This is a genomic window from Clostridium sp. 1001275B_160808_H3, assembly GCF_015550425.1.
GTDB lineage: Bacteria > Bacillota > Clostridia > Clostridiales > Clostridiaceae > Clostridium.
Window position 1 is genome coordinate 19340 of sequence record NZ_JADNAT010000031.1, and the last position, 14011, is coordinate 33350.

Genomic DNA, 14011 nt, shown 5'->3' on the forward strand with positions numbered 1-14011 from the left:
CCTTATTCAACTATTGCTAAAATATCATCTTGTTTTAAAATAGTATATTCTTCACCCTCAACCTTAACTTCTGTACCTGCATATTTTGAATAAAGTACTTTATCTCCAACTTTAACTTCCATTGCTATTCTATTTCCATCAACTATAGCTCCTGGTCCAACAGCTACAACTTCTGCCTCTTGTGGTCTTTCCTTTGCTGTCCCTGTTAAAACTATTCCACTTTTAGTTGTTTCTTCTGCTTCTAACTTCTTTATTACTACCCTATCTGCTAGTGGCTTAATGTTCATAAAAAAATCCCTCCTATTTATATCTATAAATTTAATTACCCTTTTATATTAGCACTCACCATAGATAAGTGCTAACAAATTTATGATAATCTTTTAGTTTGCATTTTTCAAATGTTACCTAATATATTATTACCCTATATATTATAAATATTACCACTTCTCATTAATTATTTTCCATTTTCTCAAGCTTTTATTTATTTTCTTCATTTTATACATGTATTTATTTAAATTATTTTTTCATTTAATTCAAATTCTTTTTCTTTGACACAGAATCCTAAAAATATCCAAAATATTGGTGCTACCATTATTACACTAATATTAAAAAATGATTGTACTAAATACCCTATTAGCGTTAGTAAGAGTAACTTAGATAAATCATTTCTAATACTTTTAATCAGATTATATATTATTACTCCAATTAATAATAGGTAAGCTATTAAATTAAATATCCCATTACTAACTGCATATTCTAAAAATTCATTATGTAATTTATCTATATAAGCACCATGCTTATTTATATACTCTCTATGACTTTCACTATACTGTGAATCCAATCTATATTTTAATGTATCAGGCCCCCACCCTATAAACGGATGATCTTTAAATGCATTCCATGATATGTTTAATATTTCAATTCTACCACTATCCTCAACTTTTGTTATACCAGTTTCATCAATTACAATGCTGTTAGTTGCACGCCCAATAATCTTACAATTAGTAGATAAATTTAATAATAAAAAAATACTTAAAAATGATATAAATACAACCACTGATTTTTTTAATCTCTTTTTATCTTTTATTATAAAAATTAATCCAATAAGTGAATAAACTAAAAAAGCTAGCCACCCACTACGAGTTAATGTAGTGATTAATGCACCAAATAATATAATTGAATATATTAAATATCTTTTTCCTTCATAAAAAATATAAATTGCCATACTTATAAATAAAAATATACATAAATATGATGAAAAAAAGTTTCTATTTCCTATCATTCCAATAGAATCACTTACTGATATAAATCCAAACATCCAAAACTGTACAGGATCTATGTTATAAAATTGAAGTATCCCATATATACCCATGACACATGAAGAAATTAATACTAGATTTATAAGTTTTTCATTTATAACAAAATATTTAGAAGATAGTATAAAAAGTAGAATATAAATGCAATACATTACGAAGCCTTCATTCCGTTGAATATTGCCAATAAAAGCTACATATTTCTGTGGTGATAATATACTTGGAATTAACATAGTTAACATAAACACTAATGCTATCTTATGCTCAATATTAAATTCTGTTACCTTTAATCCAATTAATGCAATAATAGAAATTACACCAACTACGTAAAGAAATATCATCTTACCAATTACATATCTAGGTGATGATACATTTACAACTATGAATGGCATTATAACTATCACAGAATATAAGATTATGTTCACTAAAATTTTAAAATCAATTTCTTTTGTAAGAGCTCCCATTACTTTTTTATTTATACTTTCCATCCTAACACCCACTGGTAGAGATTGCGAAAATAAAGCCTACGATAACTTATATTTTCCCACTTCAAACCATTAAATTAAGAATTATCCTCATTAATGATATGTATTAAATTGGAGATTTTATTATAATGAGAAACTACAATTCTTATTTAAGATATCTAAGATGTCGTTAAGAATTTTTATTGTCTGAGCGCAGCGAGTTATAAAAATTTAGTCATCTTAGATATCTTAAATTTAGAATTGTATTCGAAATTATATAAAAATCGGAAAGTTAATACATATCATTAGGTTTAATTCTCAATTTATAACTATCTTTCTAAGTTTACATTCTTATATTCTTCAAGGGTTTCATTATCTATTACCGCTTTCTTTGTGGCTTGAGCATTTATCTTATTGAAAACACCTTTAGCCTTAAATGGTGTCACTAGGGCTCCTGCCCCATTTATACAACCACCTTCACACATCATACCTTCAATAAAGTTTCCTTGTAATTTGCCTATTTTTGCCATAGTCATTGTTTTCTTTATTTCTATTCCTCCAGATACTTTTACTGGATTAAAGTTTACTTCTAACCCTTGGCTTCTTATATAATTTTCTATAGCTGCAGTTAATCCTCCATGTGCTCCGAATCCTCTTCCATATATAGAAGCATCATCAACTACATCTTCATCGCAACTATCTATATCTACTTCAAAAGCACTAAATAATGCTAGTAATTCTTCAAACGTTAAAACATAATCTACTGCATCCCTTACAGATTCTCTAACAGCTTCACTCTTTTTAGCAGTACATGGTCCAATAAATACAACTTTTGCATCTGGATCATTATGCTTTATAAATCTTGCTGTTGCTATCATTGGAGAAACTGTACCTGATACTTTTTCTACTTCTGATGGGAACATCTTCTCTACATAACTTAAGAAACCAGGGCAACAAGAATTTGTCATATAATTTTGTCCATTTTCTAATCTTTCTAAAAATTCTCCGCTTTCATGAACAGTCACAGCATCTGCTCCACAGGCTGCTTCAATCATATCTACAAAACCTAATTTCTTAATTGCATTTTTTATTTTTCCATATGGCGTTTTTGCTCCAAATTGACCAGTTATAGCAGGTGCTACTACAGCATACATCTTTCTTCCTCTTGCAAGCCTCTTTGCTATAGGAACTATTAAGCTCTTATCAGAAATAGCTCCAAAAGGACACGCGCTCATACAACTTCCACAATTAACACATGTTTCTTCCTTTATCATTGCTCTTCTATCATCTGGATTTATATCTAAAGCTCCTGTAGGGCATACTCTCTTACAAGGTCTCATAACTTCTGCAATTGCATCATAAGGACATGCCTTTTTGCACATTCCACACTCCTTGCAAATTTCTTGGTTTATGTATGCTCTTCCAGCAACATAAGTTATAGCTCCAAAATTACAAGCCTCATGACATTTATGAGCTAAACAATTTCTACAAGAATCTGTAACACTGTATTTATTTATTGGGCATCTATCACAAGCTGCTTCAATAACGTATATTATTTGATCATCTTCTTTTATATCAACAAATTCATCTTCCACATTATCTCCATTAGCTAAATATCCTGCAGCCAATTTTGCTCTTTCTAAAACAATAGCTCTTTCCTTATATACGCAACATCTATACATAGCTTTATCGCCCTTAATAATTTCATAAGGAATCTTTTCTATTGATTCTGTGGTTAAATTACCATCTTTAGCTAACTTAGCAACTTCTGTTAGCACCTCATGCTTAAGTTTCTTTAACTGAGTTTCAAATTGAAACATACCAAAATCCTCCTATCTAATAAAATAAAACCAATACTCCCCAGTACCATTATACCAGTAAATTTATACCAATTCGTTAAATTCTAAATATTCTGAAAATTATTTTGGATAAAAACACTTATATATGAAAGAAAATAATATGTCAGCATACGCCTTCATATTATTTCCTCTCAAATACATTATTACATTTTTGTCTAAAAGCTAATTTAATTAAGCTTTTCCATTACTTCCACAAACCATTATTTTATGAGAAACTATATTCTTCATTGCTTCTTTCCCAGGTGTCATATATTTTCTTGGGTCATTAGCATCTGGATGATCATTGAAGAATTTTTTTACTGCATCAGAAAATGGTATTTTTAAATCTGTTGCTACATTCACCTTACATATTCCAAGAGAAATTGCTTTCTTTACTAAATCGTCTGGTACATCTGATGCCCCATGTAAAACTAGAGGAACATCTACCATATCTCTTATTTCCTTTAATCTATCAAAATCAAGCTTTGCGCCACCCTTATATAATCCATGCGCTGTTCCTATTGCTATTGCTAATGAATCTATTCCTGTTTTCTCAACAAATTCTTTTGCTTGCTTTGGATTAGTGTACATAGCATCTTTTTCATCTACTACTAAATCATCTTCTTGTCCACCTAATCTTCCAAGTTCAGCTTCTACTGTAGCATCAAATTTATGAGCATATTCAACTACTTCTTTGACAATCTTTATATTAGTTTCATAATCTGAATGTGATGCATCTATCATTGTTGATTTGAATCCTAAATCTACATAATGCTTTATTTCTTCTACATCTTCAAAATGATCTAAATGTATAGCTATTGGAATATTATATTTTTCTGCTGCAACCTCTGCCATAGATACTATATATTCTCCACCTGCATAAAGTATTGTTGATGGTGTTCCCGCTAAAATAACTGGTGATTTTAATTCAGCTGCTGTATCTACAACTACTTGTAGAGTTTCTAAGTTATGAATATTAAATGCTGGTACAGCATATCCTTCTCTTTGAGCTTTTTTTAACATTTCTCTTGTTGATAATATTTTCATAATCTACCTCAACTCCTATTAATAAATTTTTATATTCTGTCTTCTTGATTAAATTCATCTTTAGTTTTTGTTTTCATAAAAAAAGCTTATTTATTATATTTATGAATGACTACACCTTTAACAACTCTGTTAACTGTTCCATCAGGTCTTGGATTGTCAGGTGAAATTCCTAATTTAAGTGAATTAAATAATCCAAACATTTGTCCAAATAACATATAATTAAATACTGTATAAACTTCAGGAATTACTTGTCCATCTATTTCTATATATTTATCACATATATTATTTAACTCTGCATTCTTTTCATAACTTATTACAGCTAATTTATGATTTCCTGAATCAGAGTTTATTTCTCTAATAAGGTCCATATCATAAAGATTTGTGTATTTATTAGTAGAATTCATAAATATCACTAAAGTATTATCATTTATTATTGATTTCGGGCCATGTCTAAATCCTAATACTGATTCACAAACTGTAGTTATTTTACCACTAGTTAGCTCTAGATTTTTTAAAGCCATTTCTTGGCATAATCCTTTTAATATACCTGATCCTAAATAAACTACTCTTGATGCATTTAAATCAACTAACTCCTTTATATCATTCCACTTATTGTTTAAAATTGAATTTCCTTGATTAATCACTATATCTAAATATTTTTTATTTTCTTCTAAATTATTAATATCAAATACTAATAATGAAGCTAATAGCATACAGCTAAAAGAACTTGTCATTGCAAAACTCTTATCATTTGAAAGCTCAGGCATTAATATACAAAGGTTGTTATTACTTCCTTCTGCTTTCTTAGCAAGCTCTCCATCCTTATTACATGTAATTACTAACTGTGATATATCTTTTACATTTTCCTGAAATAAATCAAAAGCTCCAACACTTTCAGGACTGTTTCCTGATCTTGCATATGATACTAAAATTGTTGGTATATCTTCTTCAATAAATTCATAAGGATTTGATACTAAATCTGTTGTAGCAATTGCTTCTACTCTTAAGTTTAATTTTTTTGCTAAATATAGATAAATTGTATCTCCAACATAATCTGAAGTTCCTGCTCCAGTTAAAATTATTCTAGTATTATCTTTTAATCTTCTAGTAAAAAAACTTTTTATTTTCTCTTCATTTTCTTTTATTATATTGTACGTTTCTCCCCATAACTTAGGTTGCTGACTTATTTCTGTAGCTGTATAAGTTGCCCTAAGCTCCTTAAGTTTTTCATTGTCCATTCCAAAAAACATTTTAATACCTCCTGCACCTGTTAATGTAATCATTAATATTAATGTTATTTTTTATTTTTATCATTTAATGTACACTTAAAATTACCCACTATAGATATATTCACATGTACTTTATTACCTATCACCTTTAATAAAAACACTTACATTTTAAGCTTTTTTAATTTTACTAAAGGCAATAACATTTATAATACCTATATAGAGGCAATATACTGCACCTAATATACTTAAAGCTAAAAATATTACGTTAAAGTTTTGTTGTATTGCATTTATTACAATAAGAACACTTAATAAAGCATAAGCACAAGCTTTCATCACTATTTTTTCTTTTTCATTGCTTCTGACTATACTTTCTAGCATTGATGTCTTACGTTCTCTCTTAAAGTTTTTAATTACCTTTAATTGTTTTAAAAAGATAAATCTAAAATATAGTTCTACTATCGCTACTACTCCAATACCAATTAAAAAAGTATTTTGTAAAGATTTAAAATAATCTCCTAATAAAATCATAACGATAAATATAATTGAGTATCTATGATAAAATACCTTAAACTTTTGCTCTATTTGTTTAGATACAATATATCCATTTTTGTCAAAGAAATTATAATAAACAGCTTCTCCATAAAGATCCAAATATATATTATTCCCAGCTAAATTAACAAAATCTTTTTTCACTATAACATCGCCTTTCCTAAACAATATGTTTGATATACTGAATAGTCATCATTTATAATTACTAAATCACTATCATATCCAACCCCTATCCTTCCCTTGCGCTTATCAACACCTAAGCATTTGGCTGGATTAATAGTGCATGAATTAATAGCATAATTAAACGGTACCATAGCTTCTTCAACTAATATTCTTAAACCATCATTCATCCTCAATGTAGAGCCCGCTAGACCCTTTGTTTCTATTAAATGTGCACTTCCATCTTCATAAATTTCTATTTCATTTCCACCAAAAATAAATTTAGTACCTGGCTCAAACCCTTTTGCCATTAGAGCATCCGTAATCATAATCCCATAATCAGGTCCCTTTGCATTAAAGAAATTATACAAAGCTGTGGTAGTAGAGTGATTTCCATCACAAATTATTTCTCCATACATTCCTTTAACCCTTAGTGCTACTCCAACTAATCCATTTTTTCTATGATTAAATGGAGTCATCCCATTATATACATGAGTTTGTGACCTAGCTCCATGAGCAAAAGCAAATATTGCATCTTCATATGTAGATGCCGAATGGCCTATACTTACCACTATGTTATTTTTAAATAAATATTCTGTAAGTGAGTAATCCTCATCTATTTCAGTAGCTAAAGTTACATATTTTATTAATCCTTTTGCTGCCTTTTGATATGATTGAAATTCTTTAATGGTAGGTTTAACTATATATTCTTTGGGCTGAGCACCTTTGTATTCCATATCAAGATAAGGGCCTTCAAAATGAATTCCTAATATTTCTGCTCCTTCATATCCATTTTCAACTACATTTGCAACATTTCTTAGAGCTTCAAGAAGTACTTCTTTACTTTGAGTTATAGTAGTAGGTAGTATCGAGGTAACCCCTTCGCTTACTATACCCTTTGTCCAATTTTTCAAACCTTTTTCATTTGCATCATTTGTATCAAATCCATATGCCCCATGACAATGAATATCTATAAAACCTGGTAAAATCCTCTTGCTGCCATAATCATAAGCATCTACCTTTTCATTGTAAGCATAGATATTGACTATTTTATTATCATCAATCTCAATTTGAGCTGGAATAAATTGATCAGCAATCCATACTTTTTTACTTTGTATTAACACATGGCATACCTCCTAAATTAACTTAATCTCATTATACATAAGTTTATCCAGCTAATATTTGCACTTTTGAACATATATCTTATATCTTTTACCACACTTATTGAATTTAAATAACTCTACATTATAATTATAATTATCAATATGTACAAACTATTTTGGGAGATGATAAAATGATAGGATTAATAATTAGCGGACATGGTAACTTTGCATCAGGATTGCACACCTCCTTAAAGTTAATTGCAGGAGAACCTTCTAATATAGAATACGTTGACTTTGAGGAAGCAGATTCTATAGAAGATTTAAAGAAAAAATATTATACTTCATTAAAAAATTTAAGTAATTGTGATAACGTTTTAGCCCTTAGTGATTTACCTGGGGGATCACCCTTTAAAACATTAGTAGAAGTTAAAATGGAAATAGACAAGCCCATGGAAGTAATTTGCGGTACTAATTTACCTATGCTTCTTGAAATATCCATGACTAAGGATATTATAGATGATTTATATTCATTATCTGAATCAGCTATAGATGTAGGTAAAAATGGTATTATAAAATATGAATTCATAGCTCATGAAGATAATGAAAGTGAGGATGGTATCTAAAATGATAAATTGGGAAGTAGTTATATGGACATGTATCACTGTTGCTGTATTATTAGGGATTGGAGCCTTAATACTACTATTTATATCTGCTAAAAACATAAAAAAAAGAACCTCTGAACTAAAGGAAGTTCATCTTGAATTAAAACCTGGAATGAAAATAATGTTCTGTGGTGGAATTTATGGAAAAATAGTATCTGTAAAAGAAGAACAAGTAGAAGTTGAAATTGCTAAAAATACAGTAATAACTATATCTAGATATTCAATTCAAAATATTCTATAAAATAGAAGCGCTATATCAAAATAAATTTTTATATTAGACTATAAAAATGGAAGTTCTAATTCGAGCTTCCATTTTTTTTGCACATATAAATAATATACAAAAATTTCTTTTCAAATTTGAAAGTGCCCTCAAGTAAGTAAAAATCAATGGTTTAAAAGGCGGTCGCGAAACGCGACCCCCTTTATAAAAATAAGAGATTAACTTTTTAAAGCAATAAAAAACTTACTTGAAATTGAATAAATTTTATATTAAATAGATTTCTCAGACTGCGCCTTTTCTTCTTATTTAAATAAAGTTTGAGCATATTCGCTAGGACTTATTTCATAATGTTGTGTAAAGGCTCTTGAAAAGTAATGTATTGAGTTAAATCCTAACATAAATGCTATTTCACTAATAGTATATTTATTTTCTTTAATTAACTGCTTACTCTTAGCTAATTTTAAATCATTGATATATTTCTTCGGAGATATATTTAAATTATTTTTAAATAAAGTTTGCAATGATGATCTGGAAACTGAAAATCTTTCGCAAAGTTCTCCTATACCTATTGGAGATTCAACATTCTTATTAATATATTCTATTATTCTTTCCAATAGTTCATCTTGAAAATGCTGATATGATTCTTTGGGCAATTTGCTATCATCCACCTCTAAATAATCGTATTGAAACAATCTAATTATAATTTCATGAAAATTGCTCAAAATAAGATTTTCTGAATATGGTATTGTATTTGATGATATATTTTTTGCAAAAGTTCTTACTGCATTATATAATTCCTTTCTACAATGAAATATCCTATTACATATTGAGCTATCATCATCAGATTCCATATCAAAAATAATTGTTAAATATGAACAAGATGAATCGCTATTTACAGATTGAGTATGGAATTGATTCTTTCCATATATAACTAAGTCATATGGATTTAATGTATAATCAACGCCATCAATAGATGTATTTAAAACTCCATTATCCACAAATGTTAATTCATATAAATTATGCCTTTCCCCTTTAAATTTATAATTTGGACTTTTAATTGTATAGTAATATGCTATTATTTCTGGAATATTTATAGTCGGTAATATTCTATTATAAACATATGGTTTATTTAAAAATTCAAGTTTAAGGTTGTACCCTAATGGTATTATCAAATTAAAAGTAGTTTGAGATGTCATAGAAATAACATTAAAATACATATTAGGCTTTATCTCCAGCTTTCTATGAATTGCAAAAAGCTTGAAATTACCATTACTTGAATCACTTATTAGTATAGCCGCCATTCCTTCAACAACTTCTATATATACTGCTTCTGAAAAATTATATAAACTAGAAATAACCTTATCACTAGTTACAATTTGCTTTAATATCAAATTTTCCTTCTCTACATCTTTAGCTTCATCATAAATAAAACCATACTTTTTAAACTCAACATTTGTTGTTTTATCATACACAATAAATCACCTCACTATAAATTCATAACTTCATTTTAAATGTAACTTTTTATTATTTTTAATCAATATTAATTTAATATAGTAGATGTATGTAAAAAATAGGATATAAATTTTACTATTTTACTTAGAGAAGCATCTTAAATTTCAACCATAATGATTAAGACCTTAATTAAAATACTATGTGCTTTCAATTTTGTTTATTTACTTAGATAAATCTATTAACTTTTAATCATATAACAGTATAGTGATAAAGATAATTAGTTGAAACATATATAAATAAATATATGTATATATTACCACTTAAATTACACATTTTCAAAACCCCTGTGTAAACGTTGTTAAAAAGAATAAATTAAACACCAAAAAGTATAAAGATTATTATTTATATTAATTATATAATATCCTTGTATTCAATCAAAATAAATTGTTTACATAAAAGGGGGTGAGAATATGCCAAATATTATATTAACAAGAATAGACAATAGATTAATTCATGGACAAGTTGCAACTCAATGGTGTGGTTCTATTGGTGCAAACTTGATTCTAGTTGCAAATGACGTTGTGGCTGAAGATAAATTAAGACAAGGCCTAATGGATATGGCAGCACCATCTTACGCTTCAACTAGATATTGGACAATTGAAAAAACTATAACTACTATTCATAAAGCTAGCGCTAAGCAACTTATATTTATAGTTTGTGAAACTCCTGCAGATGTATTAAAACTTGTTGAAGGTGGTGTCCCAATAAAAAAAGTTAATATTGGAAACATGCACATGGCAGAAGGAAAAAGACAAGTTGCTGGCTCTGTTGCAGTAAATGACAAAGATGTAGAAGCATTCAAAAGGTTAAAGGAATTAGGAGTAGAGCTTGAAATAAGAAGAGTCCCTACTGAAAATTCAGAAAGTACTGATAAGATATTTAAATAATTAAATAATACGGGGGAATGCTAAATGGATTTTAATATTATACAAATTCTATTGGTTGCAGTATTTGCATTTATTGCAGCTATTGACCAATATAGTTTCCTAGAATCATTGTATCAACCAATTGTATCAGGAGCTGTTATTGGTGCAATTCTTGGAGACTTACAAACTGGACTTATTGTAGGTGGTACTTATCAATTAATGACAATCGGTAACATGCCTGTAGGTGGAGCTCAACCTCCAAATGCAGTTATCGGAGGAATAATGGCTGTAGTATTTGCCATTTCTTCTAAATTAGATCCAGCTGCCGCAGTTGGATTAGCAGTTCCATTTGCATTAATAGGACAATATTGTGTTACATTATTATTCACAATCATGTCACCATTAATGTCAAAAGCTGATAAATATGCTGATAATGCAGATACAAAAGGCATCGAAAGACTTAACTATGGCGCAATGGCTGCTTTAGGATTATTCTTTGCACTTGTAGTTGTTATAGGTTTAATAGGCGGTAGTGCTGCTGGTGAGTGGCTATCCGACTTCTCAACAAAATATGCTTGGTTCATGGATGGACTTAGTGCTGCTGGTAAAATGATGCGTTATGTTGGATTCGCAATTTTATTACGTATTATGTTATCAAATGACTTATGGGGAGTTTACTTTGCAGGTTTTGCACTTGCAACTATTATAGGCAAAATTGAAGGTTTAGGTAGCTCAGCTTTATTATTAATTGCATTTATTGGACTAGCAATATGCATTTACGACTTCCAAATTAATGTAAAAATGAAAGCTGCTTCAGCAAATATAGGAATGGGAGGAGATGACGAAGATGGAATCTAATAACACATTATATAAAGATTTGACTCCTGCCAAACAACTTGATAAGAAAACTTTGAATAAAATGGTTTGGCGTTCATTATTCTTACAAGCTTCATTTAACTATGAAAGAATGCAGGCTGCTGGATGGCTATATGGAATATTACCTGGACTTAAAAAAATTCATACTAATAAAGAAGACCTTTCAAAATCAATGAAACACAATCTAGAATTCTTTAATACTCACCCATTCCTTGTAACTTTTGTTATGGGTATAATTATGTCATTAGAGCAACAAAAGGCTGATACTAATACTATTCGTGCTGTCCGTGTTGCTGCAATGGGACCTTTAGGTGGAATTGGAGATGCTATCTTCTGGTTCACATTAGTTCCAATTACTGCTGGTATCACTGCTAACATGGCTATTGGTGGATCCTTAATTGGTCCAATACTATTCTTGCTAATATTTAATGGTGTTCAATTTGGACTTAGATATTGGTTAATGCATTGGTCATATAACTTAGGTTCAAAAGCAATTGATATCTTGACAAAAAATGCTAAGGAATTTACACGTTCAGCTTCTATGTTAGGAGTATTCATAGTTGGAGCTCTTACTTCAAACTATGGTGCAACAAAACTAGCTATTGAAATACCAAATGGAGAAGCTCCAATTAATATACAAAATATATTAGATGGTGTTCTTCCTCAAATGCTTCCACTAGCTCTAACATTAATGTTATTCTACTTAATTAAGAAAAGAAAATGGACTCCTGTTGCATGTATAGGTTTATTACTTGTAATTGGTATAGTTGGTGGATTCTTTAAAATTTGGGCTAAATAATTTACTTCAAAAAGAGGACATGCTATTTATTAGCAGTCCTCTTTTTAATTATTAATATAATTATAGTATTCTCAACTTTATAAACATATAAACTTTTCTATCTCAGTATAAAAAAGAACAAATTCTTCTTTAAAATCCACTTACTTATTTATATCTTATATATTTCAAAAATACCTTTTTATAATTTACTTAAATATTTCTTTTACATTATCAGGTACTGTATTACCAGCTAAATTATATGCTAATAAAACAGATCCATTCCAAGGATCAAGTGCAGGTTCTTGTAAATGGCACTTTAATCCTGATTCATTTATCATCTCTTGAAGTGGCTCTAAAACATGTTTACCTGATTTAAACACACCACCAGTGTATGAAACAACGAACTCATCTTTGAAATTTAATTCTTTTGATATAGCAGATATGTGTTCAAATATAGCTTTTGCTGCATCTTTAAATATATTTTTACAAGCTGGGCATCCCGCTTCTGCTGCTAAAAAGCATATTGTTGAAAACTTAGCTAATTCTGTTCTATTAAATTTCAATCTATTAAATGCAATATCAACAATTTCATATCTATATGTTATATTATATTCTTTTTCTAGTATATCAACTAAAACCGTTTTTTCACTTCTTCCATCTTTTTGTTTTGTATATTCATTAATCGTTCTAAGTGCAATCCAATAAGCACTTCCATCATCGCCTATTCCTGGTCCAAAACCACCACATCTTGCTAGCTTTCCTTCTGCATTTCTACCATAAGCTATGCTTCCTGTACCTGCTACTACATTTATACCTGGCTTACAAGCAGTTCCTCCTGCCCAACCATTAACAGCATCGTTATCAATTGAATACGGTATTTCCATAACTTCTTTTATAGCTCTATCAATTTTAACCATATCATCTAAGCTTTCACCATATCCGGGTACCCCTGCAAATGCGTATGAGATATCCTTTACAGAAATGTTTGCTTCTTCACATATCTTTGAAATATTTTCTCTTAGCTCACTCTTAATGCCTTCTACTCCAACTTGATGAATGTGTATAGTTGCTCCTTCTCTTTCGCATACCTTTTGTAACTTTTCATCTACTAATAGATACTTTGTTTTAGTGCCTCCACCATCAATTCCTAAATAATACATTTTGTTTCCCCCTACTACATTTATATATGTGATTGGATGTATTACACGTATTATTACTAACCTTATTACCTATAATCTGTATTTATTACTTTATATATTATATTAAAATCCATCAATTTAATTATATATTCATTATTATTAAATTCCAATAGTAATATAGAACTAAATCGCTAAAAGCGACGGCAGATGGCAGTGATTAAACTTAATTTTATATGGAAAAAATAAGAAGTGAAGT

The 14011-nt window shown here is 29.1% G+C and carries 14 protein-coding genes; 5 read left to right on the top strand and 9 right to left on the bottom strand.

The annotated features are described in order from the left end of the window. Nucleotides 1-2: 2 nt before the first annotated feature. From groES to nagA, 7 genes are all read right to left on the bottom strand, one after another. Complete coding sequence (groES, locus tag I2A75_RS16490) at nt 3-287, bottom strand: co-chaperone GroES (protein WP_008680972.1); 285 nt, start codon at nt 285-287, stop codon at nt 3-5. 224 nt (nt 288-511) lie between these two features. Further along, complete coding sequence (locus I2A75_RS16495; protein ID WP_195266672.1) at nt 512-1801, bottom strand: O-antigen ligase family protein; 1290 nt, start codon at nt 1799-1801, stop codon at nt 512-514. 305 nt (nt 1802-2106) lie between these two features. Further along, entirely contained in the window at nt 2107-3597 is a 1491-nt protein-coding gene (locus I2A75_RS16500; RefSeq protein WP_195266674.1) for a 4Fe-4S dicluster domain-containing protein, read from the bottom strand. A 210-nt stretch (nt 3598-3807) separates the two neighbouring features. Further along, nucleotides 3808-4665, bottom strand: a complete 858-nt coding sequence (locus I2A75_RS16505) for a tagatose bisphosphate family class II aldolase (RefSeq protein WP_308463892.1) — start codon at nt 4663-4665, stop codon at nt 3808-3810. 83 nt (nt 4666-4748) lie between these two features. Further along, on the bottom strand, nt 4749-5912 hold the full coding sequence (locus I2A75_RS16510) for an SIS domain-containing protein (RefSeq protein ID WP_195266678.1): 1164 nt from the start codon (nt 5910-5912) through the stop codon (nt 4749-4751). A 147-nt stretch (nt 5913-6059) separates the two neighbouring features. Beyond that, a complete protein-coding gene (locus tag I2A75_RS16515; protein ID WP_195266680.1) occupies nt 6060-6584 on the bottom strand; it encodes a hypothetical protein in 525 nt (174 codons plus the stop codon). Beyond that, on the bottom strand, nt 6584-7723 hold the full coding sequence (nagA, locus tag I2A75_RS16520) for an N-acetylglucosamine-6-phosphate deacetylase (protein ID WP_195266682.1): 1140 nt from the start codon (nt 7721-7723) through the stop codon (nt 6584-6586). The genes I2A75_RS16515 and nagA overlap by 1 nt, the downstream gene beginning before the upstream one ends. A 170-nt stretch (nt 7724-7893) precedes the next feature. Between nagA and I2A75_RS16525 the strand changes: the two genes are divergently transcribed. Both I2A75_RS16525 and yajC read left to right on the top strand, forming a co-directional pair. Continuing rightward, on the top strand, nt 7894-8325 hold the full coding sequence (locus tag I2A75_RS16525; RefSeq protein ID WP_195266684.1) for a PTS sugar transporter subunit IIA: 432 nt from the start codon (nt 7894-7896) through the stop codon (nt 8323-8325). A gap of 1 nt (nt 8326) precedes the next feature. Then, a complete protein-coding gene (yajC, locus tag I2A75_RS16530) occupies nt 8327-8605 on the top strand; it encodes a preprotein translocase subunit YajC (protein ID WP_243242203.1) in 279 nt (92 codons plus the stop codon). 281 nt (nt 8606-8886) lie between these two features. Here the strand turns inward: yajC and I2A75_RS18225 are convergent, their stop codons facing one another. Beyond that, nucleotides 8887-10056: an AraC family transcriptional regulator gene (locus tag I2A75_RS18225; protein WP_195266688.1), complete on the bottom strand. Its 1170-nt coding sequence runs from the start codon at nt 10054-10056 to the stop codon at nt 8887-8889. Nucleotides 10057-10506: 450 nt separating this feature from the next. On the opposite strand from I2A75_RS18225, the gene agaV reads away from it, so the two are divergent. From agaV to I2A75_RS16550, 3 genes are read left to right on the top strand one after another with little or no spacing between them, the layout of a single operon-like run. Beyond that, nucleotides 10507-10983: a PTS N-acetylgalactosamine transporter subunit IIB gene (gene agaV, locus I2A75_RS16540; protein ID WP_195266690.1), complete on the top strand. Its 477-nt coding sequence runs from the start codon at nt 10507-10509 to the stop codon at nt 10981-10983. Nucleotides 10984-11007: 24 nt separating this feature from the next. After that, nucleotides 11008-11820 (top strand): PTS sugar transporter subunit IIC, encoded by an 813-nt coding sequence (locus I2A75_RS16545; protein ID WP_195266692.1) that lies wholly within the window; start codon nt 11008-11010, stop codon nt 11818-11820. After that, nucleotides 11810-12637: a PTS system mannose/fructose/sorbose family transporter subunit IID gene (locus I2A75_RS16550; protein ID WP_195266694.1), complete on the top strand. Its 828-nt coding sequence runs from the start codon at nt 11810-11812 to the stop codon at nt 12635-12637. The genes I2A75_RS16545 and I2A75_RS16550 overlap by 11 nt, the downstream gene beginning before the upstream one ends. A gap of 185 nt (nt 12638-12822) precedes the next feature. Here the strand turns inward: I2A75_RS16550 and I2A75_RS16555 are convergent, their stop codons facing one another. Continuing rightward, nucleotides 12823-13776 carry a BadF/BadG/BcrA/BcrD ATPase family protein gene (locus I2A75_RS16555; protein WP_195266696.1) on the bottom strand — a complete coding sequence of 318 codons (954 nt, stop codon included), beginning with the start codon at nt 13774-13776 and terminating at the stop codon, nt 12823-12825. Between the last annotated feature and the right edge of the window lie 235 nt (nt 13777-14011).

What these genes read in the sequence shown, in the direction of transcription:
- groES (WP_008680972.1), bottom strand. Translation starts at nt 287, where the DNA reads ATGAACATTAAGCCACTAGCAGATAGGGTAGTAATAAAGAAGTTAGAA.
- I2A75_RS16495 (WP_195266672.1), bottom strand. Translation starts at nt 1,801, where the DNA reads ATGGAAAGTATAAATAAAAAAGTAATGGGAGCTCTTACAAAAGAAATT.
- I2A75_RS16500 (WP_195266674.1), bottom strand. Translation starts at nt 3,597, where the DNA reads ATGTTTCAATTTGAAACTCAGTTAAAGAAACTTAAGCATGAGGTGCTA.
- I2A75_RS16510 (WP_195266678.1), bottom strand. Translation starts at nt 5,912, where the DNA reads ATGTTTTTTGGAATGGACAATGAAAAACTTAAGGAGCTTAGGGCAACT.
- I2A75_RS16525 (WP_195266684.1), top strand. Translation starts at nt 7,894, where the DNA reads ATGATAGGATTAATAATTAGCGGACATGGTAACTTTGCATCAGGATTG.
- yajC (WP_243242203.1), top strand. Translation starts at nt 8,327, where the DNA reads ATGATAAATTGGGAAGTAGTTATATGGACATGTATCACTGTTGCTGTA.
- agaV (WP_195266690.1), top strand. Translation starts at nt 10,507, where the DNA reads ATGCCAAATATTATATTAACAAGAATAGACAATAGATTAATTCATGGA.
- I2A75_RS16545 (WP_195266692.1), top strand. Translation starts at nt 11,008, where the DNA reads ATGGATTTTAATATTATACAAATTCTATTGGTTGCAGTATTTGCATTT.
- I2A75_RS16550 (WP_195266694.1), top strand. Translation starts at nt 11,810, where the DNA reads ATGGAATCTAATAACACATTATATAAAGATTTGACTCCTGCCAAACAA.
- I2A75_RS16555 (WP_195266696.1), bottom strand. Translation starts at nt 13,776, where the DNA reads ATGTATTATTTAGGAATTGATGGTGGAGGCACTAAAACAAAGTATCTA.